General features: G+C 73.3%; 17 protein-coding genes. 5 read left to right on the forward strand and 12 right to left on the reverse strand.

The window, feature by feature from the left end; translation table 11 throughout:
• Nucleotides 1-449: 449 nt before the first annotated feature.
• Nucleotides 450-1,727, reverse strand: a complete 1,278-nt coding sequence (gene tyrS, locus ABTW95_RS34210) for a tyrosine--tRNA ligase (protein ID WP_396451475.1) — start codon at nt 1,725-1,727, stop codon at nt 450-452.
• A gap of 210 nt (nt 1,728-1,937) precedes the next feature.
• On the opposite strand from tyrS, the gene ABTW95_RS34215 reads away from it, so the two are divergent.
• Nucleotides 1,938-3,551 (forward strand): alpha/beta hydrolase, encoded by a 1,614-nt coding sequence (locus tag ABTW95_RS34215; RefSeq protein ID WP_500228469.1) that lies wholly within the window; start codon nt 1,938-1,940, stop codon nt 3,549-3,551.
• A 39-nt stretch (nt 3,552-3,590) separates the two neighbouring features.
• On the opposite strand, the gene ABTW95_RS34220 is transcribed toward ABTW95_RS34215, so the two are convergent.
• The 9 genes from ABTW95_RS34220 to argC all read right to left on the reverse strand — a co-directional run bounded on the left by ABTW95_RS34220 (nt 3,591) and on the right by argC (nt 12,975).
• Nucleotides 3,591-4,226 (reverse strand): DNA-3-methyladenine glycosylase, encoded by a 636-nt coding sequence (locus ABTW95_RS34220; RefSeq protein WP_396451479.1) that lies wholly within the window; start codon nt 4,224-4,226, stop codon nt 3,591-3,593.
• 75 nt (nt 4,227-4,301) lie between these two features.
• A complete protein-coding gene (argH, locus tag ABTW95_RS34225) occupies nt 4,302-5,720 on the reverse strand; it encodes an argininosuccinate lyase (protein WP_500228470.1) in 1,419 nt (472 codons plus the stop codon).
• Between the two features lie 247 nt (nt 5,721-5,967).
• Nucleotides 5,968-7,170 carry an argininosuccinate synthase gene (locus tag ABTW95_RS34230; protein WP_500228471.1) on the reverse strand — a complete coding sequence of 401 codons (1,203 nt, stop codon included), beginning with the start codon at nt 7,168-7,170 and terminating at the stop codon, nt 5,968-5,970.
• Between the two features lie 65 nt (nt 7,171-7,235).
• Nucleotides 7,236-7,739 carry an arginine repressor gene (locus ABTW95_RS34235; RefSeq protein ID WP_396451507.1) on the reverse strand — a complete coding sequence of 168 codons (504 nt, stop codon included), beginning with the start codon at nt 7,737-7,739 and terminating at the stop codon, nt 7,236-7,238.
• 8 nt (nt 7,740-7,747) lie between these two features.
• Nucleotides 7,748-8,665: an ornithine carbamoyltransferase gene (gene argF, locus ABTW95_RS34240; protein WP_396454826.1), complete on the reverse strand. Its 918-nt coding sequence runs from the start codon at nt 8,663-8,665 to the stop codon at nt 7,748-7,750.
• Nucleotides 8,666-8,667: 2 nt separating this feature from the next.
• The gene (locus ABTW95_RS34245) at nt 8,668-9,861 is read right to left on the reverse strand and encodes an acetylornithine transaminase (protein WP_396451487.1); all 1,194 of its coding nucleotides are present in this window, start codon (nt 9,859-9,861) and stop codon (nt 8,668-8,670) included.
• Complete coding sequence (gene argB, locus ABTW95_RS34250) at nt 9,858-10,796, reverse strand: acetylglutamate kinase (protein ID WP_396451489.1); 939 nt, start codon at nt 10,794-10,796, stop codon at nt 9,858-9,860. Before argB ends, ABTW95_RS34245 begins: the two co-directional genes overlap by 4 nt.
• Nucleotides 10,793-11,950: a bifunctional glutamate N-acetyltransferase/amino-acid acetyltransferase ArgJ gene (gene argJ, locus ABTW95_RS34255; RefSeq protein WP_500228472.1), complete on the reverse strand. Its 1,158-nt coding sequence runs from the start codon at nt 11,948-11,950 to the stop codon at nt 10,793-10,795. The genes argB and argJ overlap by 4 nt, the downstream gene beginning before the upstream one ends.
• The gene (gene argC / locus ABTW95_RS34260; RefSeq protein ID WP_500228473.1) at nt 11,947-12,975 is read right to left on the reverse strand and encodes an N-acetyl-gamma-glutamyl-phosphate reductase; all 1,029 of its coding nucleotides are present in this window, start codon (nt 12,973-12,975) and stop codon (nt 11,947-11,949) included. Before argC ends, argJ begins: the two co-directional genes overlap by 4 nt.
• Before the next feature lie 228 nt (nt 12,976-13,203).
• Between argC and ABTW95_RS34265 the strand changes: the two genes are divergently transcribed.
• From ABTW95_RS34265 to ABTW95_RS34275, 3 genes are read left to right on the forward strand one after another with little or no spacing between them, the layout of a single operon-like run.
• A complete protein-coding gene (locus ABTW95_RS34265; RefSeq protein ID WP_396451495.1) occupies nt 13,204-13,701 on the forward strand; it encodes a MarR family winged helix-turn-helix transcriptional regulator in 498 nt (165 codons plus the stop codon).
• Nucleotides 13,698-14,666, forward strand: coding sequence for an ABC transporter ATP-binding protein (locus ABTW95_RS34270; RefSeq protein WP_396451497.1), 969 nt, complete (start codon nt 13,698-13,700; stop codon nt 14,664-14,666). Before ABTW95_RS34265 ends, ABTW95_RS34270 begins: the two co-directional genes overlap by 4 nt.
• Complete coding sequence (locus ABTW95_RS34275) at nt 14,663-15,514, forward strand: ABC transporter permease (RefSeq protein WP_396454824.1); 852 nt, start codon at nt 14,663-14,665, stop codon at nt 15,512-15,514. The genes ABTW95_RS34270 and ABTW95_RS34275 overlap by 4 nt, the downstream gene beginning before the upstream one ends.
• A gap of 458 nt (nt 15,515-15,972) precedes the next feature.
• On the opposite strand, the gene ABTW95_RS34280 is transcribed toward ABTW95_RS34275, so the two are convergent.
• Together ABTW95_RS34280 and ABTW95_RS34285 are read right to left on the reverse strand one after the other, a co-directional pair.
• Nucleotides 15,973-16,707 carry a DUF7873 family protein gene (locus tag ABTW95_RS34280; RefSeq protein ID WP_396451501.1) on the reverse strand — a complete coding sequence of 245 codons (735 nt, stop codon included), beginning with the start codon at nt 16,705-16,707 and terminating at the stop codon, nt 15,973-15,975.
• Nucleotides 16,708-16,780: 73 nt separating this feature from the next.
• Nucleotides 16,781-18,397 carry an ABC-F family ATP-binding cassette domain-containing protein gene (locus ABTW95_RS34285; RefSeq protein ID WP_396451503.1) on the reverse strand — a complete coding sequence of 539 codons (1,617 nt, stop codon included), beginning with the start codon at nt 18,395-18,397 and terminating at the stop codon, nt 16,781-16,783.
• Nucleotides 18,398-18,685: 288 nt separating this feature from the next.
• On the opposite strand from ABTW95_RS34285, the gene ABTW95_RS34290 reads away from it, so the two are divergent.
• Nucleotides 18,686-21,140 (forward strand): ATP-binding protein (locus tag ABTW95_RS34290; RefSeq protein ID WP_500228474.1); only part of this gene is annotated, 2,455 nt, incomplete at its 3' end.

Raw genomic sequence — 21,140 nt, forward strand, 5'->3', positions numbered from 1 at the left:
ACTGGCTTTTAACACGCTGTTGAGTTCTCAAGAAACGGACACCCACCGCGCCGAACCCCGCTCCCGCAGGCCCCGGCTCCGGGGCAACCCTTCTACTTTATCCGAATCGCCCCGTTTGTCCAACTCTGGGGCGCTTCGGCCTCATACATCCCAATCGATGGAGACAGTGCTCCACCGAGGTGGTCTGTTAGAGGATCCCCGCCGGGCCCGGCCGCCTTGATCGGCGTCCCGCTCTCCCGTGGGGCGAGTAGAACAGTAGATCCACTCGCCAGGGGCGTCAAATCGACCACGCGGGACAACAAACCGCAGGTCAGATAATGTTTTCGGACCCCAGAGCGTGCCCTCTACGCGCCCTCGTAACCGCACTGTGACGTGTATCTACCGAAGCTTGCACGCCTCATGGCTACCGCCCGCCGGGCACAGGCCCGGGCGGGCGGTAGCAGGACGGCTCAGGACGCGGTCACCTCGACGCCGCCCACGTTCCGCTTACCCCGCCGCAGGACGAGGAAGCGGCCGTGGAGCAGGTCGCCGGCGGCCGGCACGGCGTCTTCCGACGCGACCTTGGCGTTGTTGAGGTAGGCGCCGCCCTGGGCGATGGCGCGCCGCGCCTCGGACTTGCTCTTGCACAGCCCGGACGCCGTCAGCAGGTCGACCACGGTCGGCAGGTCCCCCGGCGGCACCGTCGCGCGGGGCACCTCGGCCAGCGCGGCCCGCAGAGTCCGCTCGTCGAGCTCCTCCAGGGCGCCCTGCCCGAACAGCGCGCGGGAGGCCGCCACGACGCGGGCGGTCTCGTCGGCGCCGTGCACGAGCGTGGTCAGCTCCTCCGCCAGCGCCCGCTGGGGGGCGCGTGCGGCCGGACGGTCCGCGCCCTGCTTGACCAGGTCCTCGATCTCCTCCCGCGAACGGAAGCTGAAGACCTTGAGGAAGTTCTCCACGTCCCGGTCGTCGGCGTTGATCCAGAACTGGTAGAACGCGTACGGCGAGGTCAGCTCGGGGTCGAGCCAGTAGGTCTCGCCGCCCGCGGTCTTGCCGAACTTCGAGCCGTCCGCCTTCGTGAGCAGCGGCGTGGTCAGCGCGTGCGCGGTGCCGCCCTCGGCGCGCCGGATCAGGTCGACCCCGGCGGTGAGGTTGCCCCACTGGTCGCTGCCGCCCGTCTGGAGCCTGCACCCGTAGCGCCGGTACAGCTCCAGGAAGTCCATCGACTGGAGCAAGACGTAGCTGAACTCGGTGTAGCTCATGCCCGTCGATTCGAGCCGGGCCTTGACGGTCTCGCGGGCCAGCATCCGGTTGACCGGGAAGTGCTTGCCGATGTCGCGCAGGAACTCGATGACGGTCATGGGGCCGGTCCAGTCGAGGTTGCTGACCATCGTGGCGCCGGTCGGCCCGTCGTTGAAGTCGAGGAACTTCGACACCTGGCCGTGGATCCGCTCGACCCAGCCCGCGACGGTCTCCTCGGAGTTCAGGGCGCGTTCGGCGCTCTTCCCGCTGGGGTCGCCGATCAGGCCGGTGGCGCCGCCGACGAGGCCGATGGGCCGGTGCCCGGCCTGCTGGAAGCGCCGCAGCGTGAGGATCTGCATCAGGTTGCCGAGGTGCAGCGACGGCGCCGTCGGGTCGAACCCGCAATAGAGGGTGACCGGTCCCGCGGCGAGCAGCGCCCGCAGTTCGTCCAGGTCGGTGGACTGCGCGATCAGGCCGCGCCACGCGAGATCATCCAGGATGTCGGTCACGGTCTCCCTCGTCTCCGGCTTGCTTCCGTGCACCCACCAGACTGCCCCGGCGGGTTCGTGTCACGCCAACGATATTCAACGTCCGCCCGCGGTGCGGGCAGCGGGAACGAACGTCCCGGTGCGGGCGGAGTACCGATCGGTAGTAGGTTCGTGCACCGGAATCCGAGCGGCACGGCGTTCCGGCGTGCCCGAGGGCAGGGGGACTCGCGAGTGCGTGCGCGGTTCTGGGCTTTTCAGCCCCCGACCCGGGTCTTCCGCAGGAGGACGACCACGCACGGTGACCGGTCGCTTTCCGCCGCCCCGCGCCGACGGGATGCCACCTGCCTGCTCGCCATCGTCCTCTCGCCCGTCCTGGCCGCCGGGGCCGGGTGCGACCTGCCCGGGGACTCCGGGCCGTCCGCGCCGCCGCGCCGGGTCGAGAAGAAGGCGGCGAACCCTCCGCCGGGCCTGCCCGCGTCGTTCACCGCCGGCCAGCGGCTCGATTGGTCGGACTGCCCGGAGTCGTCCGGGGCCCGGGGCGACGGCTGGGAATGCGCCACGATGAAGGCGCCGCTGGACTACCGGCGGCCGGGCCGCGACACGATCGACGTCGCCATGATCCGGAAGAGGGCCACGGGACCGGAGCGGAAGCGGATCGGTTCGCTCCTGCTCAACTTCGGAGGTCCCGGCCAGTCCGGCATCATCGGGCTCCCCGTTTTCGCGGACGATTACGAGGCGCTGAACGAGCGCTACGACCTGGTCTCCTTCGACCCGCGGGGCGTCCGCGGGACCGCCCCCGTGAGGTGCGGGAAGGACGAGTTCGAAGGCGCCGACGGCTGCAAGAAGTACTCCGGCCGGGTCCTGCCGTACGTCGGCACCTCGCAGACGGCGCGCGACCTCGACCTGATGCGCTACCTCCTCGGGGACGAGAAGCTGCACTACTTCGGGGTCTCCTACGGCACCGCGCTGGGCGGCGTCTACGCCCACCTCTTCCCGGAGAACGTGGGGAGGGTCGTGCTCGAAGCCCCGGTCGACCCGGCGCTGAACCGGCTGGAGGCCGAGATCAGCGGGGCCGAGGCCGTGCAGCTGGCCTTCGACCGCTTCGCCGCGCACTGCGCACGCGCCTACGGCGACTGCCCGCTCGGCCGCGACCCGGCGCAGGCCGGCCGGCGCGTCATCGAACTGCTGAAGCGGCTCAAGAAGAAGCCCGCGCCCACGGGCGGCGACGAGAAGCTCGACGACAGCCTCGCCGCCCGCGCCATCGGGAACTACCTGGACCTCGGCGAGGAGGGCTGGAGGCCCCTGGTGGAGGCGCTCAGAGAGGTCATGGAGCGGGGCGGCGGCGGCAAGCTGCTGGACAAGGCGTACGACCACGGCCCCAAGAGACGCGCGGCGGGCACCGGGGCCGGCGCCCGCGGCCGGGTCTCCGACAGCGGCAGCACGTCCGCCTTCGTCGCGATCACCTGCGCCGACTCCAGCGTGCGCCCCGGCTTCGCCGCGGCCGAGCGGATGATCAAGCGGATCACCGCGGCCTCCCCCGTCTTCGGCGAGACCTGGTCCGGAGCGGTCTACCTCTGCTACGACTGGCCGTTCAAAGGCGAGAGCGCGACCTTCGACGTCAGCGCGGACGGCGCCGCCCCCATCCTGGTCGTCGCCAACACCGGCGACCCGACGACGCCGTACTCCGGCGCCGGGCACATGGTGGCGGAACTGGGCGCGGGGGTCGGCGTGCTGCTGACGGTGCGGGCCGAGGGCCACGGGTCCTACCCGCACATCCGCTGCGCGGCCGAGGCCGTCGATGCCTACCTGCTCGACGGCAGGACGCCTCCCGCCGCATGCGGGTGAACACCGCGTCCCGGACACCGCCGGTCGCCGGCGGCGCCCTCACCCCTCCGTCGTGATCTTCTTCCGCTGCTTCGGGACGTGCGGGCGGTACGGGGAGACGGTCGGGTCGCCGTCGATCCAGAACCGCCACGGGACGTCCTTGGCGGCGGCCACGCCGGTCCGCGGCCCGCTGCGGATCAGCCCGGGGTCGGCGGGCTTGCCTTCCAGGACGGTCATCTCCCCGCCGGGCGTGCACACGTCCAGGCCGTTCTGGTCGCGGGCGACGCCGAGCGCCTGGCAGAGCCGGGCCGGGCCGCGGGCCAGGTCGCGGACGGTCGAGCGGGGACGGCGCGCCCGGGCGAGATCCTCACCCGCGACGATCTCGCCCGCGCGGAGCAGCACCGCCATGGACGTCCCGTCCGGCCCGCACACCAGGTTCATGCAGAAGTGCATGCCGTAGGTGAAGTACACGTAGACGTGCCCCGGCGGCCCGAACATCACCGCGTTGCGCTCCGTCCGCCCCCGGTAGGCGTGGGACGCGGGGTCCAGAGGCCCCGCGTACGCCTCCACCTCCGTGAGCCGCGCGGCCACCTCCCCTTCGGGAGTGCGGTGCGAGATGACGTGCCCGAGCAGGGACGGCGCGACCTCGTCCACCGGGCCGTCGAAGAAGTCCCGTGGCAGCAGCGCTCCGTCCATCGCCTCACCGTGGTCTAGGGGTCGGTTCGTCCGCCCGGCCAGCCTAGGGGGTTCGCCGCGCCGGGCGCGCCGGGGTCAGGAGTCCGAGCCGGACGCCCAGGCGGCGTGCTCGTTGACCAGCGTGCGCAGCGCCTCGATCTGCTCGCGGACGCGGTCGGGGGCCGTCCCCCCGTGGGCCTTGCGGGACGCCAGGGCGCCCTGGACGTTCAGCACTTCGCGGACGTCCGGCGTCAGGTGCGGCGACACCTTGCCGAGCTCTTCGTCGGTGAGGTCGTCGAAGTCCTTGTCGTTGACCTGGCACCACACGACCAGGTGGCCGACGACCTCGTGCGCGTCGCGGAACGCCACGCCGCGCCGGACGAGCAGCTCCGCGAGGTCGGTGGCGAGGGCGAAGCCATCGGGGGCGAGGGCCTCCAGCCGCTCCGTGTTGACCCGCATCGTCGCGATGAGGCCGGACATGGCGGGCAGGACGAGCAGGAGGGTCTCGACGGCGTCGAACGCGCCCTCCTTGTCCTCCTGGAGGTCGCGGTTGTAGGTGAGCGGCAGGCCCTTGAGGGTGGTGAGCAGCCCGACGAGGTGCCCGATGAGGCGGCCCGCCTTGCCGCGCGCCAGCTCGGCGACGTCGGGGTTCTTCTTCTGCGGCATGATCGACGACCCGGTGGCGTAGGTGTCGTCCATCTCGATCCAGCGGAACTCCTGCGACGCCCAGAGGCAGATCTCCTCGCCGAGGCGCGACAGGTGGACGCCGATCAGCGCGGCGGCGAACAGGAACTCGGCGACGAAGTCGCGGTCGGCGACGGCGTCCATCGAGTTGGGCGCGGCGGAGTCGAAGCCGAGCTCGGCGGCGGTCGCCTGCGGGTCGAGCGGCAGCGACGAGCCGGCGAGCGCGCCGGAGCCGAGCGGGGACACCGCGGCGCGCCGGTCCCAGTCGCGCAGCCGGTCGATGTCGCGGGTCAGCGGCTGGACGTGCGCGAGGAGCTGGTGGGAGAACAGCACCGGCTGGGCGTGCTGCAGGTGCGTCATGCCGGGCGCGGCGACGCCGAGGTTGTGCTCGGCCTGCGCGATCAGCGCGGTCTCCAGCTCGACGAGCCGGGAGGTGATCTGGCGGACGTGGTCGCGCAGGTAGAGGCGCAGGTCGGTGGCGACCTGGTCGTTGCGGCTGCGACCGGCGCGCAGCTTGCCGCCGAGGGCGCCCAGGCGCTCCAGCAGGCCGCGCTCCAGGGCCGTGTGGACGTCCTCGTCGGCGACGGTGGGCCGGAACTCGCCGGACCTGCACGCCTCCTCCAGGTCGTCCAGGGCACCGATCATGCGTTCCAGCTCGTCGTCGGTGAGCAGCCCCGCCCGGTTGAGGACGCGGGCGTGCGCGCGCGAGCCCATCAGGTCGTAGGGGGCGAGCCGCCAGTCGAACTGGACGCTCACCGAGAGCCGCGCGAGCGCGTCCGACGGGCCGCCTTCGAACCGGCCGCCCCACAGCCGCGTCGGTGCCTTCGTCACGTGATTTCCTCGTCTTCCCACCGCTGATCGTTGTCGTTCCATCTCACCACGCCCCCGCCCGCCCCGCCGCAGCCGGGCATGCGTGCGCCGCGCGGTGACACCGGGCCCCCGGCGTCCCCGCGCGGGACACGGCGTCCGGCCCAGGTTACGGCGAACCGCCGGGCCGGGCGGCGGGCTTCGCCCCGCCGCCCGCTTCGCCGGCGACCGGACTCCTCACGTGTTCTGTCCGGAGTGCCCGGACTCCGGCTCAGCCCTCCATGTCGCGGTCGCGCTTGGCGGCGATCTTGCTGGGCAGGCTCCACAGCTCGACGAAGCCCTTGGCGAGGCTCTGGTCGAAGGCGTCGCCGGTGTCGTAGGTCGCGAGGTCGTAGCTGTAGAGGGACGCGTCGCTGCGCCGGCCGGTGACGACGGCGCGGCCGCCGTGCAGGGTCATCCTGACCTCGCCCGACACGGCCTTCTGCGCGTCGGCGATGAACGCGTCCAGGGCGTCCTTCAGCGGCGAGAACCACAGCCCGTCGTACACCAGCTCGCCCCACCGCTGGTCGACGGACCGCTTGAAGCGGGCCAGGTCGCGCTCGACGGTGACGTTCTCCAGCTCCATGTGCGCGGTGATCAGCGCGATCGCGGCCGGGGCCTCGTAGACCTCGCGGCTCTTGATGCCGACGAGCCGGTCCTCGACCATGTCGATGCGGCCGACGCCCTGCGCGCCCGCGCGCCGGTTCAGCTCGGCGATGATCTGGTACGGGGTCAGCGGGCGGCCGTCCAGCGCGACCGGCACGCCGGACGCGAACGTGATGACGACCTCGTCGGCCTCGCGCGGCTCGGCGGGGTCGGCGGTGTAGTCGTAGACGTCCTCGATGGGGCCGTTCCAGATGTCCTCCAGGAACCCGGTCTCGACGGCGCGGCCCCACAGGTTCTGGTCGATGGAGTACGGCGACTTGGCCGACACGTCGATCGGGAGGCCCTTGTCCTCGGCGAACGCGATGGCCTTGTCGCGCGTCCAGGCGAAGTCGCGGGCGGGCGCGATGACCTTCAGCTCGGGCGCGAGGGCGGACAGGCCGGCCTCGAAGCGGACCTGGTCGTTGCCCTTGCCGGTGCACCCGTGCGAGACGGTGGTGCCGCCGAACTCCTTCGCGGCCGACACCAGGTGCTTGACGATCAGCGGCCGGGACAGCGCGGACAGCAGCGGGTAGCGGTCCATGTAGAGGGCGTTGGCCTGCATGGCGGGGACGCAGAAGTCCGCGGCGAACTCCTCCCTGGCGTCCACGACGACGGCCTCGGCCGCGCCGCAGGCGAGGGCCCGCTTGCGGATGGTGTCGAGGTCCTCGCCGCCCTGGCCGACGTCCACCGCGACGGCGATGACCTCCCCGCCGGTCTGCTCGGCGAGGTACGGGATGGCGACGGAGGTGTCCAGGCCCCCGGAGTACGCGAGTACGACGCGCTCGCTCATGGTCTTGGTCTCCTGTGCGAAAGTGTTCGGATTCGGAAGGCTGGGATGGGGGCCGCCGGGCGGCCCTAGCTTCGTCGCTCGCGCCCGCTGGTCAGCCTGAGGAGCCCTTGCGCGACGTCCTCCCCGCCGTCGGGGTCGCGGGCGATGACGAGGATCGAGTCGTCCCCCGCGACGGTTCCGAGGATCGACGGCCACTCGGCGTGGTCGATCGCCGAGGCCAGGTACTGGGCGGCCCCGGGCGGGGTCCGCACCATGACCAGGTTGGCCGACGCCTCGGCCGAGACGAGCAGCTCCGCGGCGAGCCGGGAGAGCCGTCCGGTGAAGGTCTCGGCGGCCCCGGTGCGGGCCCGCCGGATCCGCTCGCCGCCCTCTCCGGGGACGGCGTAGATCAGGCTGCCGTCGTCGGCGCGCAGCTTCACCGCGCCGATCTCGACCAGGTCGCGCGACAGCGTGGCCTGGGTGACGTCGACGCCCTCGTCCGCGAGGAGCTTCGCGAGCTCGCCCTGCGAGTGGACGGGGTACCGGGTCAGCAGCTCGATCACCCGGGCGTGCCGGGCGGCCTTGGTCATGGGGGTCGTCACCGGGACCGCTCCAGGAGCCAGACGAGCAGCGCCTTCTGGGCGTGCAGCCGGTTCTCCGCCTCGTCCCAGACCCGGCTCCGGGGGCCGTCCAGGACGGACGCGGCGATCTCCTTGCCGCGGTAGGCGGGCAGGCAGTGCAGGACGACCGCCGAGGGGTCGGCGAGGGCGAGCAGGTCCTCGCCGACCGCGTAGGGCTCGTAGAGGGAGGTGTCCTTGCCGTCCTGGCCCATCGACACCCACGTGTCGGTGGCGAGGACGTCGGCTCCGGCGGCGGCCTTGGCGGCGTCGTCGGTGACGGTCACCGACCCGCCGGTCGCCGCGGCGATCTCGGCGGCGCGGGCGGCGACGGCCGGGTCCGGCGGCTGGGACGCGGGCGCGCCGACGCGGACGTGCATGCCGGCGGTGGCGCAGCCGAGCAGGTAGGAGTGCGCCATGTTGTTGGCGCCGTCGCCGAGGTAGGCGAGGGTGACGCCGGCGAGGCCGCCCTTCGCCTCCCGGACGGTCTGCAGGTCGGCGAGGACCTGGCAGGGGTGGAACTCGTCGGTGAGGGCGTTGACGACCGGGACGGCGGTGCCGGCGGCCATCTCCTCGATGCGCTCCTGCCCGGCGGTCCGCCACACGATGGCGCTGACCTGCCGCTCCAGGACGCGGGCGGTGTCGGCGATCGTCTCGCCGCGGCCGAGCTGGCTCGTTCCCGCGTCCATGACGACGGGGTTGCCGCCGAGCTCGGCGATGCCGACGGTGAAGGACAGCCGGGTCCGGGTGGACGGCTTGTCGAACAGGACGGCGACCGACCGCGGGCCTTCGAGGGGCCGGTGGGCGAACCGGTCCCTCTTGACCTCGGCGGCGAGGTCGAGGACCTCGGCCTGCTCGGCGGGCGCGAGGTCGTCGTCCCGGAGGAAGTGCCTGGCCATGGTCATCCCTCCTGCCCCGGGGAGGCGGCGTCGAGGATCGAGGGGAAGGCGCCGGTGAACGACCGGGCCTGCTCGGCGGTGAGGACGAGCGGCGGCGCGATCCGCAGCGCGTCCGGCTGCAGCGCGTTGACGAGGAAGCCCGCGTCGCGGGCGGCGGCCTCGACGGCGGCCGAGTGCGGGCCGGTGAGCACGGCGGCCCGCCACAGCCCGCGGCCCCGCACGCCCGCCAGCAGCGGGTGCTCGACGGCGCCGAGCCCGGCGGCCAGGGTCTCCCCCACCGCGACGGCGTTGGCGAGGAGGCCGTCCTTCTCGATGGTGTCGAGGACGGCGAGTGCGGCGGCGCAGGCGACCGGGTTCCCGCCGAACGTGCTGCCGTGGTCGCCCTTGGCGAACAGGTCGCCGTGCGGGCCGAACGCGATGCACGCGCCGATCGGCAGCCCGCCGCCGAGGCCCTTGGCCAGGGTCAGGACGTCCGGCTTGGCGTTCTCGTGCTCGAACGCGAACCAGGTGCCGGTCCGCCCGATGGCCGACTGGATCTCGTCGGCGACGAACAGCGCGCCCGTCGCGTCGCAGATCTCCCGGGCCGCCGTGAAGTACCCGTCCGGCGGGGGGACGACCCCGGCCTCGCCCTGCGTGGGCTCGAGGAACACCGCCGCGCAGTCCTCGTCCACCGCGGCCTTCAGCGCGTCGGCGTCACCGTAGGGGACGAACCGGACGTCGATGGCGAACGGCCCGAACGGCTCCCGGATCGACGCCTTGCCGGTCAGCGACAGCGCGCCCATGCTCCGGCCGTGGAACCCGTTCTCCGCGGCGACGAAGTACGTCCGCCCGTGCCGCTTGCCGTACTTGATGGCGAGCTTCAGCGCGCACTCGTTGGCCTCGGTGCCGCTGTTGGCGAGGAACACCCTCCCGTCGCCGCCCAGCAGCTCCCGCAGCCGCTCGGCCAGCAGCACCTCGGGCTCGTGCAGGAACAGGTTGGACGAGTGGGCCAGCGTCGCGGCCTGCGCCGCCACCGCCTCGACCAGGGCGGGGTGGGCGTGCCCGAGCGAGCTGACCGCGATCCCGGCGATCAGGTCGAGGTACTCGCGGCCGCCGGCGTCCCAGACCCGGCAGCCCTCGCCGCGCGCCAGCGCCACCGGCGGCACCCCGTAGTTCGGCATGAAGGCGGCCTCGAACCGGCTGCGCAGGTCGCTCATGCCGTCACCTCGGCGGGGGCGCCCGGGGGGCTGGGCAGCACCATGGTTCCGATCCCTTCGTCGGTGAAGATCTCCAGCAGCAGCGAGTGCGGGACGCGGCCGTCCAGCACGTGGGCCTGCGGGACGCCGCCGCGCACGGCCGCCAGGCAGGCCTCCATCTTCGGCGCCATCCCCGACGACAGGCCCGGCAGCAGGGCGGCCAGCTCGTCGGCGGTGAGGCTGTCGATCACGTCGTCGCCGTCGGGCCAGTTCGCGTAGAGCCCGTCGACGTCGGTGAGGACGACGAGCTTCGCCGCGTCCAGCGCGACGGCCAGCGCGGCGGCGGCGGTGTCGGCGTTGACGTTGTAGACCTCGCCGTCGTCGCCGCGCGCGACGCTGGACACGACCGGGACGCGGCCGTCGTCCAGCAGCGCCCGGACCGCGCCGACCTGCACCTCGACGATCTCGCCGACCTGGCCGATGTCGACCTTCTCGCCGTCCACGACCGCGTGCTTGCGCTCGGCGGTGAACAGGTTCGCGTCCTCGCCGGACATGCCGACCGCGAACGGGCCGTGCCGGTTGATGAGGCCGACGACGTCCCGCTGCACCTGCCCGGTCAGCACCATCCGGACGACCTCCATGGCCTCCGGCGTGGTGACCCGCAGCCCGGCGGTGAACGTCGAGTCGATGCCGTTGCGGGCGAGCGCCGCGTTGATCTGCGGGCCGCCGCCGTGCACGATCACCGGCTTCAGCCCGGCGTAGCGCAGGAACACGATGTCCTCGGCGAAGGAGTGCCGCAGCGCCTCGTCCGTCATCGCGTGCCCGCCGTACTTGATCACGACGGTCCTGCCGTGGAAGCGCTCCAGCCAGGGCAGCGCCTTGATGAGCGTCTCCGCCTTCGAGAGCACGCCCGCCCGGTTGCCGCGGATCTCCGCGCCGCTCGTGATCGCGCTCATGTCGAGTACGCCGAGTTCTCGTGGACGTAGTCGGCCGTGAGGTCGGTCGTCCAGACGGTGGCGCTGTGCGGCCCGGCGGCCAGGTCGACGGTGATCGTCACGTCGCGGGGCCGCAGGTCGACCTTGTCGCGGTCGTCGCCGGACGCGCCGTTCCGGCACACCCACACGCCGTTGATCGCGACGTTGAGCTGGTCGGGCTCGAACACCGCGTCGGTGGTGCCGACCGCCGACAGCACCCGGCCCCAGTTCGGGTCCTCGCCGTGGATCGCGCACTTGAGCAGGTTGTTGCGGGCGATGGACCGGCCGACGGCGACCGCGTCGTCCTCGGACGCCGCGCCGACGACCTCGATCGCGATGGCCTTGGACGCGCCCTCGGCGTCCACCAGAAGCTGCCGGGTGAGGTCGCCGCACACCTCGGTGAGCAGCGCGGTGAACTCCTCCTCGTCCGGGACGACCCCGGCGGCGCCGGACGCCAGCAGCAGGACGGTGTCGTTGGTGGACATGCAGCCGTCGGAGTCGAGCCGGTCGAGGGTGGCGCGGGTCGCGGCGCGCAGCGCCCGGTCGAGCGTCCCGGCGGGCAGGTCGGCGTCGGTGGTGATGACGCACAGCATCGTGGCGAGGGACGGGGCGAGCATGCCCGCGCCCTTCGCCATCGCGCCGATCATGTAGCCGCCCGCGCCCTGCCGGAAGGAGATCTTCGCGACGGTGTCGGTGGTGCGGATCGCGTCGGCGGCGGCGAGCCCGCCGTCGCCGCGCGACAGCTCGGCGGCGGCCTTGCCGACGCCGGGCAGCAGCAGGTCCATGGGGAGGCGCTCGCCGATCAGCCCGGTGGAGCAGACGGCGATCTCGCCGGCGGAGTCGTCCAGCAGCTCGGCGGCCTTCTCCGCGGTGGCGTGGGTGTCCTGGAAGCCGGGCGCGCCGGTGCAGGCGTTCGCGCCGCCGGCGTTCAGTACGACCGCGCGGACGCGGCCGCCCTTGAGGACCTGCTGCGACCACAGGACGGGCGCGGCCTTCACGCGGTTGCGGGTGAAGACCCCGGCCGCGGCGCGGGACGGCCCGTCGTTGACGACGAGGGCCAGGTCGCGGTTGCCGCTGTCCTTCAGCCCGGCGACGACGCCGGCGGCGCGGAAACCCCTGGGGGCGGTGACGCTCACGGGGAGACTCCGATCGTGGTGAGCCCGAGGTCTTCGGGCAGGCCGAGGGCGATGTTGGCGCTCTGGACCGCGCCGCCCGCGGTGCCCTTGGCGAGGTTGTCGACGGCGGCGACCACGACGATGCGGCCGGCCGCCTCGTCCAGGGCGGTCTGGAGCAGGACGGTGTTGGCGCCGAGCGTCATGGACGTGGCGGGCCATGCGCCCTCGGGCAGCAGGCCGACGAACGGCTCGCCGGCGTAGGCCTTCTCGTAGGCGGCGCGCAGCGATGCGGCGGTCACGCCGGGGCGGGCCTTGGCCGTGCAGGTCGCGAGGATGCCGCGGCTCATCGGCGCGAGCGTCGGGGTGAACGACACGGTGACCGGCTCCCCCGCCGCGGCGCTCAGGTTCTGCACCATCTCCGGCGTATGCCTATGCGTCCCGCCGACGCCGTAGGCGGAGACCGAGCCCATGACCTCGCTGCCCAGCAGGTGCGGCTTGAGGGCCCGTCCGGCGCCCGAGGTACCGGACGCGGCGACCACGACGGCGTCGGGTTCGGCGAGCCCGGCGGTGTACGCGGGGGCCAGCGCGAGCGACACCGCGGTCGGGTAGCAGCCGGGGACGGCGATGCGCCTGGCACCGCGCAGCGCGTCCCGGTGGCCGGGCAGCTCGGGCAGGCCGTAGGGCCAGGTGCCCGCGTGGGGCGTGCCGTAGAACGCCTCCCAGGCGGCCGCGTCGGCGAGCCGGTGGTCGGCGCCGCAGTCGACGACCAGCACGTCCTCGCCGAGCCGGGCGGCGAGCGGGCCGGACCGGCCGTGCGGCAGCGCCAGGAACACGACGTCGTGGCCGGCGAGGGTCTCGGGGGTGGTCTCGGCCAGGACGCGCCCGGCCAGGGATCGCAGGTGGGGCTGGTGCGCGCCCAGCTCGGTGCCCGCGTTGGAGCCCGCCGTCAGCGCGCCGATCTCGAACTCTGGATGTCCCGCCAGGATGCGCAGCAGCTCGCCGCCCGCGTACCCGCTGGCGCCGGCGACCGCCGTCCGGATTCCCATCTCCCCATGCCCTCTCGAAGACGACAGCAAGAGTATGCAGGACCCTGAATGTCTATTCAACACCGGGGTCCGGTTTTCCCACCTGCTGAGACGAGCGCCACAGCGGGCCGATCCGTCAACCGATGTTGACATCCGGGCTGTGTCAACCTATGTTGACATCATGGATCCGAGAGTATTTAGAGATCTAAAGATTTGCCCACTGAACATCAGTCCCCTAACATCCTCGCCATGAAGAACCCCGGCTTCAGCGATCTCGTGATGCCCGGCCCCATGGAGGAGTGGCCGATCGGCCGGCTCTTCGCCACGGCCTCGCGGCTGTCGGGGCCCGTCGCCTGGCGGATCATCGAGAAGCACGGCATCAGCCCCGCCGGGTTCTTCCTGCTGCGGCTGCTCATCGTCGAGGACGGGCTGCGTCCCGGCGAGGCCGCCAAGCGGCTGCTGGTCACCCCCGCCACGATCACCTCGGTCGCCGACACCCTGGAGCGCAACGGGCACGTCCGGCGCGAGCGCTCCTACCGCGACCGGCGCGGCGTGATGCTGCGCATCACCGACTCGGGCCGGCAGCTGATCGCCGAGAAGTCCCAGCCCATCGGCCGGGACCTCGGCCGCCTCTACGACGTCGTGGACGAGGGCGACGAGGAGGCCGTCCGCAGGTTCCTGGTCAACCTGATCAAACGGTTCGAGAACTACTCCCACGAAGAGGAAGCGGAGGGAGACGGCGCATGACCGAACCCCCGGAAGCCGCTGTTCGCACAGTCGACCTGAGGAAGACCTATCCCGCGTCCGGGCCGCGCCCCGAGGTGCCCGCCGTGCAGGGCATCGACCTGGACGTCCCGCGCGGCGAGTTCTTCGGCCTGCTCGGCCCGAACGGCGCGGGCAAGTCCACCACCATCGGCATGCTCACGACGCTGGTCGTCCCGACCGGCGGCAGCGCGCACGTGACCGGCCTGGACGTGGTGAAGGACGCCGTCGAGATCAAGCGCCGCATCGGCGTCGTCTCGCAGAACAACACCCTCGACAGCGACCTGACCGTCGCCGAGAACCTGGAGTTCCGCGGCCGCTACTTCGGGCTCGGCGCCCGCGACGCCCGCAGGCGCGCGGCCGAGCTGCTGGAGCTGTTCGGCCTCACCGAGACGCGCGGCGGCAACCCGTTCGAGATCTCCGGCGGGCAGGCCAAGCGCGTCATGATCTGCCGGGCCCTCATGCACGGCCCCGAGGTGCTGTTCCTGGACGAGCCGACCGCCGGCCTCGACCCGCAGACCCGCACCAACCTGTGGGAGGTGCTGCGCGGGCTCCAGGCCGCCGGGCAGACGATCGTCCTCACCACCCACTACATGGAGGAGGCGGAGGCGCTCTGCGACCGGGTCGCGGTCGTCGACCACGGGAAGATCCTGGCCAGCGGCACGGTGGACCAGCTGAAGTCCAGCGCCGGCGCCGACACCGTCATCACCGTCACCTACGACTCCGCCGCCCCGCGGGAGATCGAGAAGCTCGCCGACCGCAGCGGGATCAGCAAGGTCGAGGTGAACGACGGCCAGGTGCGCGTCTTCGCCGCCGAACCGGACGGCATCCTCGGCGAGCTCGTCACGATCGGGTCGGGCGCGGGCGTCGGCGTCACCGACGCCACCCAGCTCCGCCCCAGCCTGGAGACCGTCTTCCTCACCCTCACCGGACGGGAGTACCGCGAATGACCGCCGCAGCAGCCCCCGCCGTCCTGGCCCCGCCGCCTCCCGCGCGGGCGACGATCCCGCGCACGTTCGCCGCGATGATGGCGCGCGAGGCGCGGGTCATGCGCAAGAACTTCCTGGCCACGTTCGTCCGGGTGCTGGTGCAGCCGGTGATGTTCGTGTTCGTGTTCGCCTACGTGCTGCCGAAGCTCGGCGGCGGCGCGATGGCGGGCGGGCCGGGCGGGCCGACGTTCTCCACCATCCTCGTGCCGGGCCTGGTCGGCTCGTCCATCATCATGCAGGCCATGATGGCGGTGATCTTCCCGCTGATGATGGAGCTGACCTGGCAGAAGTCGATCACCGACCGGGCGCTGGCCCCGGTGCCCATCCCGCTGCTGGCCGCGCAGAAGATCATCGCGGCGGCGACGCAGGGGCTGATCGGCGGGCTGCTGGTCTTCCCCGCGGTGCTGTTCATCCACGCCGACGGGCAGGCCCCGGAGGTGCACGTGGGCAACTGGCCGGTCCTGATCGTGGTGATGGTGGCCGGGTCGCTGCTGTCGGCGGCCGGCGGCCTGCTGCTCGGCACGCTGATGAACCCGCAGAAGGTCCAGGTCCTGTTCGCGATGGTGCTGCTGCCGATGACGATGCTCGGCTGCGTGTACTACCCGTGGTCGGCGCTGGACCACATCCGCTGGCTGCAGATCCTCAGCCTGTTCAACCCGCTGGTGTACGTCAGCGAGGGGCTGCGCAGCGCGCTCACCCCCGGCATCCCGCACATGCCGATGTGGGCGTTCCTGCTCGCCGTCGTCGGCGGTACGGCCCTGCTGACCTGGGCCGCGACCCGCACGTTCACCAAACGCGTCCTCACCTGACCCGGAAGGCGGGAGCGGGGCCCGGAGATTTGCCAAACCCCGGGCCCCTGGTGTTACCGCCCACTTCGCACGCCGGTGTCAGGTGGCCGCGGATCATCCTGAGGCCCTCGTGCGTTGCCGTTACGCCATCGCCCCACGAGCGGAGCGAGCCGGATTCGAACCGGCATCCCAAGGGTGTCGTCCACGTCCGCGCGATCCGGCGATCGGCGGTGAATGCTGAGTCTGGAGCGAGAGTCTGAGGTTGAGCGGGCGGCTGCCTCTACCTGTTGGGCCACCCCGGCACGGGCGCCGGGGGCGGGATTCGAACCCGCACTGGACGCTCACCCTGATCAGCTTCGGCTTCAGCTTCAGCTTGCGCTCCTCGCGCACCCCCCGCGCAGCGGGGGGATCCTATTGAGTTGTCACGGGCCGCGTCGTCGCGGGCCGGGTCGTCGCGGGCCGGACGGGCCGCGGCCGCGTCAGCCGAAGACGTAGCCGAGCACGGCCTCGCCGACGCGCTGGTCGGTCACCTCGGCGCCGTTGGCCTCCTCGCGCGCGAACTTCACGGCGTCCTGCAGCTTCTCGACCCGGTCGAGCAGCTCGTTGACCCGCCTGGCCGGCAGCGCGCCGGAGAACTTCACCGTCGTCCAGTGGCCGACCGCGACGTCCTCGTAGTAGACCTCGACCTGGGCCGGGTGCTTCTCGGTCGCCTCGGACTTGACGTGGTTGCGCGGCACCTTCTTGGTCTTCACCGTGCGGACCGGCTCCGTCCGCCACACGTCGGTGGACGGGTCGAACGTCCACGTCTCCGCGGCGTCCAGGGTCGGCAGCTTCCGCAGGAAGGCGTGCAGGTCGTTCAGCTGCTTCTCCAGGAACAGCAGGTAGGTGACCGGCACGTCCCGGACCAGCGTCGTGCCGTCCACGGTCACGTCGGCGCGGGCGACGCAGTTCGCCCAGTCCTTGGTCGCGGTGACGTCGAACAGCCGGGTGAGCGAGCGCATCACGTCCCGCAGCACGCTCTCCACCGTGACCTGGACGCGGGTGGACTCGGCGGGCAGCTGGTCGCCGTCCTCGTCCTTCGGCTGGTAGGTCCGCGAGATGCCGGACAGCAGCGGGGCCTTCTGCGTCGCCTGGTGCGCCGCCGCCAGGTCCTGGAGGGCCTTGCTCTTCACGCCCTTCTCGACCGCGATGATCTGGTTGAGCTTCGTCGGCATCTCGTTCACTTCCCCTCGATCGCGAGCACGACCGTAGCAGCGATGATCACGCAAGATCACCCATTTATCGGGATCACATGGGCGCCGTCTCGGTGAGGCCGGCGATGCGGTCCTGGCGCAGCCAGCGGGTCAGGCCGAGGGTGCGCAGGAACGGCAGGTCGTGGCTGACCACGATCAGCGCGCCCTCGTACGCGGCGAGGGCCTGGGCGAGCTGGGCGGCGCCGGCCATGTCGAGGCTGTTCGTCGGCTCGTCCAGCAGGAGGAGCTGCGGGGCGGGCTCGGCGAGCAGCAGGGACGCCAGGACGGCGCGGAACCGCTCCCCGCCCGACAGCGTGCCGGCCTTCCGCTCGGCCCGGGCGCCGCGGAACAGGAACCGGGCGAGGCCCGCCCTGACCTCGGACGGCGGCGCCGACGGCGCCTGCGCCCGGACGTTGTCGATCACGCTCAGCTCCTCGTCCAGGATGTCGAGGCGCTGCGGCAGGTACCGGACGCCGTCGACGCCGATCTTGACGGTGACCCCCTCCGGGACGCGCTCACCGGTGAGCATCCGCAGGAACGTCGTCTTGCCCGCGCCGTTCGGGCCGGTCAGCGCGATCCGCTCCGGGCCCCGGACGATCAGCTCGGTGAGCGTGCCGGTCTCCGGTCCGGGCGCGCTCAGGCCGGTGACCTCGGCGACCGTCCGGCCCGCCGGGACGCGGGTGGCCGGCAGCTCGATCCGGATCTCCGCGTCGTCGCGGACCGCGTCCTCCGCCTCGGCGAGCCGGGTGCGGGCGTCGGCGAGCCGCTCCTCGTGCATGATGCGGTGCTTGCCCGCCGCGACCTGCGCCTGCCGTTTGCGCTCCTGCATGATGATCTTGGGCTCGCGCTTGTTCTCGAACATCTTGTTGCCGTAGCGCCTGCGCCTGGCGAGCTTGACGCGGGCCTCCTCCAGTTCGCGCTTCTGGCGGCGCAGGTCGGTCCCGGCCGCCCTGACCGCCCGCTCGGCGGCCTCCTTCTCGACGGCGAGCAGCTCCTCGTAGGCGGACAGGGCGCCGCCGAAGGTCCGGACCGCGCCGTCGCGCAGGTCGGCGATCTCGTCGACGCGGTCGAGCAGCTCCCGGTCGTGGCTGACGACGACGAGCACGCCCGTCCAGGACTCGACCGCGTCGTAGAGGCGGCGGCGCGCGTCCAGGTCGAGGTTGTTGGTGGGCTCGTCCAGGAGCAGGACGTCGGGGCGGGCGAGGAACTGCGCCGCGAGCCCGACCATCACGGCCTCGCCCCCGGAGAGGGTCGGCACGGTCCGGTCCAGGCCGACGTGGTCGAGGCCGAGGCGGCCGAGTTCGGCGCGGGCGCGCTCCTCGACGTCCCAGTCGTCCCCGACGGCGGCGAAGTTCTCCTCGGTGGCCTCGCCGCGCTCGATGGCGTGCAGCGCGGCGCGGGCCGCGCCGATCCCGAGCAGGTCGGCGACGGTGGCCGCGCCGTCCAGGACGAGGTTCTGCGGCAGGTGGCCGACCTCCCCCTCGACGGCGACGGTGCCCGAAGCGGGCCGCACCTCGCCGGCGATGATCTTCAGCAGGGTGGACTTGCCGGAGCCGTTGACGCCGATGAGCCCGGTCCGGCCGGTGCCGAACGCGGCGTCCAGGCCGTCCAGGACGACGGTGCCGTCCGGCCAGGCGAACGACAGGTCCGAGCACACGATGGCGAAGGACATGGGCGGCCTCCATGGGTTCGAGCGGGTTCGGGCTGCATGGAGACACCGCGGGATCGCGCTACGCGCCGGCGGGCATGAGAAAGCCCGGCGGGACGAGGGTCCGCTCTGAGGCCACGTGCGCGGGCCGGTGACGGCCGTACGCGCGGTGTCGGACCTCAGATCCTCAATGGACTCCCCTGCCGGGCGGCGATATGACGGCGTCGAGACTACCCGAGCTCTTATCGCAACACAAGTCGCGTTAAGGATTTTCCGGTGGAGGTCCGCCGGGCCGCCCGCCATCCTGGTGCGATGGGAGCCGTCAGCCCCGTGTTCGCCGGGCGCGCCGCCGAGCTGGCCGAGCTGCGCGCGGCGCACGCGCGGGCGTGCGCGGGCGAGCCCGCCGCCGTGCTCGTCGGCGGCGAGGCGGGCGGCGGCAAGACCCGCCTGGTCGCCGAGTTCACCCGGGGCCTGCGCGCGCTGGAGGGCGGATGCCTCGACCTGGGCGCGGCCAGCCTGCCCTACGCGCCGTTCAGCGCGATGCTGCGGCGCCTCGGCCGGGACGCGGTCGCGTCGCTGGCGCCGGGGCCGGCCCTGCCGGAGCTGGCCCGGCTGATGCCCGGCCTGACCGCCGCCGCGCCGCCGCCCGACGACGGCACCGGGCAGATGCGGCTGTTCGAGCACGTGCTGGCGCTGGTGGAGCGGCTCGGCGAGGACGAGCCGCTCGTCCTGGTGGTCGAGGACGCCCACTGGGCGGACGCCTCCACGCGGGACCTGCTGTCCTTCCTGCTCCGGAACCCGCCGCGCGGCCGGGTGCTGCCGGTCGTCACCTTCCGCCCCGAGGAGCCGGACACCCGGCCCCTGTTCGCCGAACTGGCCCGCCTCCCGCACGTGGCGCGCGTCGACCTGCCGCCGCTCAGCCTGTCGGAGGTGGCGGACCAGGTGCGGGGCATCCTCGGCGAAGCCGACCCCGCCCTGGTGCGGGACGCCCGCGCCCGCGGCGGCGGCAACCCGCTGTTCGTGGAGGCGCTCGTCGGCAGCCCCGGCGAGGCGGTCCCCGGCTCGCTGCGCGACCTGCTGCTCGGCCGCGTCCGCCGGCTGCCGGACGGGACCCGCACGGCGCTGCGGGCGGCGAGCGCGGCCGGGGACCGCGTCGGGCACGCGCTGCTGGGCGCGGTGACCGGCCTGCCCGAGTCCGGCCTCAGCGCGGCGCTGCGCCCCGCCGTCGACCACGGCCTGCTCGTCGCGGACGGCGACGGGTACGCGTTCCGGCACGCGCTCATCCGCGAGGCCGTCCACGAGGACCTGCTCCCCGGCGAGCGCGCCGCGCTCCACCGCCGGTACGCCGAGGCCATCGAGCGCTCCCCCGGCCTCAGCGACGCGCCGGCGAGCGCCCTGGCCGTCCACTGGCAGGGCTGCGGCGACCACGCCCGGGCACTGGCCGCCGCGTGGCGCGCGGCGGACGAGCGGCGGTCCGCCACCGCCTACGCCGAGCAGCTGGCGCTGCTGGAACGCGTCCTGCGGCTGTGGGACCTGGTCCCGGCCGCCGAGTCCTTGACCGGCCTCTCCCGGCCGGAGGTGCTGGAGGCCGCGGCGGAGGCCGCCGGGGCGGTCGGCGACCCCCGGCACGGGCTCCCCCTCGTCCGGCGGGCGCTGGAGGAGACCGACCGCGCCCGCGACCCGGACCGGGCGGCGCGGCTGCTGGCGCTCCGCGCGCTGATGGGCGGATACCAGGGCCGGGACGACGAGCTCGACGACCTCCGGGAGGCCGAGCGGCTCGCCGCGCGGCCCACCCCGGCGCGCGTCCACGTGCTCGCGCGGCTGAGCGGCCGGCTGCTGGTCCACGGCGAGACCGCCGAGGGCGAGCGCTTCGGCCGGGAGGGGCTGGAGCTGGCCCGCGCCCTCCGCCTCGGCCGGGCGGACGACCTGCGGGTGACCGTGGCCGCCGCGGCGGCCCGCGACGGCGACGGCGACACCGCGGCGCTGCGGCGGCTGCGGCGGGACGACCTCGGCACCTGGGACCGCACCCGGGTCCTCAACCTGCTGGCGTACTGCGCGCTGACCGCCGGCCGCGCCGCCGAGGCGCTGCCGCTCCTCGCCGAGGGCCTCGCCGCCGCGGAGGAGGCGGGCCTCGCGCACAGCGCGGGAATCGCGCTCGCGGTCAACGAGATCGAGGCGCTGTACCGGCTCGGCCGCTGGGACGAGGCCGCCGAGACGCTGCGGCGGCGGCTCGACCGCCATCACGGGCCCGCGCTGCGCCGGCAGTTGATGATCTGGCGGATCGCGCTGCTGGCCGCCCGGGGCTCCGGCCCGGAACCCGACCCGGAGATGCTCGCCGTCCCGCTCGGCGGCGGGCTGCCGCAGGCCGCGCTGCCGCTCGCCCAGATGATCATCGAGTGGCGGCTGGCGGACGACGACCGGCCGGCCGCCCGCGCCGCCGTGGACGCCGTCCTGCGCCATCCCCGGCTGACCGTGCAGCCCTGCCACCTGTGGCCGCTGCTGGAGGCCGCCGCCCACGCCGGCGGCCCCCGCCTCCCCGAGATCGCGGAACTGGCCGCGGGGCTGCCCGCCGCGACGCCCGCGGCGGCCGCGCACCGGGCCGCCGTCGCCGCGCTGACCGGCGGCCCGGCGGACTGGGACGCCGTCATCGGCGCGTGGGAGGGGCTGGAGCAGCGCACTGGACGGCGACGGACAGCCCCGCCATCGCGGCGGCGTCTCGGCCACCCATCCGGGACTGGGATTCGTCGGCCTGGAATGGCAGCGCTCC

Origin of the sequence: Spirillospora sp. NPDC127506 (assembly GCF_040302145.1) — a bacterium.
Taxonomy (GTDB): domain Bacteria; phylum Actinomycetota; class Actinomycetes; order Streptosporangiales; family Streptosporangiaceae; genus Spirillospora.

What these genes read in the sequence shown, in the direction of transcription:
- ABTW95_RS34220 (WP_396451479.1), bottom strand. Translation starts at nt 4,226, where the DNA reads ATGGACGGAGCGCTGCTGCCACGGGACTTCTTCGACGGCCCGGTGGAC.
- ABTW95_RS34230 (WP_500228471.1), bottom strand. Translation starts at nt 7,170, where the DNA reads ATGAGCGAGCGCGTCGTACTCGCGTACTCCGGGGGCCTGGACACCTCC.
- ABTW95_RS34235 (WP_396451507.1), bottom strand. Translation starts at nt 7,739, where the DNA reads ATGACCAAGGCCGCCCGGCACGCCCGGGTGATCGAGCTGCTGACCCGG.
- argF (WP_396454826.1), bottom strand. Translation starts at nt 8,665, where the DNA reads ATGGCCAGGCACTTCCTCCGGGACGACGACCTCGCGCCCGCCGAGCAG.
- ABTW95_RS34245 (WP_396451487.1), bottom strand. Translation starts at nt 9,861, where the DNA reads ATGAGCGACCTGCGCAGCCGGTTCGAGGCCGCCTTCATGCCGAACTAC.
- argB (WP_396451489.1), bottom strand. Translation starts at nt 10,796, where the DNA reads ATGAGCGCGATCACGAGCGGCGCGGAGATCCGCGGCAACCGGGCGGGC.
- argC (WP_500228473.1), bottom strand. Translation starts at nt 12,975, where the DNA reads ATGGGAATCCGGACGGCGGTCGCCGGCGCCAGCGGGTACGCGGGCGGC.
- ABTW95_RS34265 (WP_396451495.1), top strand. Translation starts at nt 13,204, where the DNA reads ATGAAGAACCCCGGCTTCAGCGATCTCGTGATGCCCGGCCCCATGGAG.
- ABTW95_RS34270 (WP_396451497.1), top strand. Translation starts at nt 13,698, where the DNA reads ATGACCGAACCCCCGGAAGCCGCTGTTCGCACAGTCGACCTGAGGAAG.
- ABTW95_RS34275 (WP_396454824.1), top strand. Translation starts at nt 14,663, where the DNA reads ATGACCGCCGCAGCAGCCCCCGCCGTCCTGGCCCCGCCGCCTCCCGCG.
- ABTW95_RS34280 (WP_396451501.1), bottom strand. Translation starts at nt 16,707, where the DNA reads ATGCCGACGAAGCTCAACCAGATCATCGCGGTCGAGAAGGGCGTGAAG.
- ABTW95_RS34285 (WP_396451503.1), bottom strand. Translation starts at nt 18,397, where the DNA reads ATGTCCTTCGCCATCGTGTGCTCGGACCTGTCGTTCGCCTGGCCGGAC.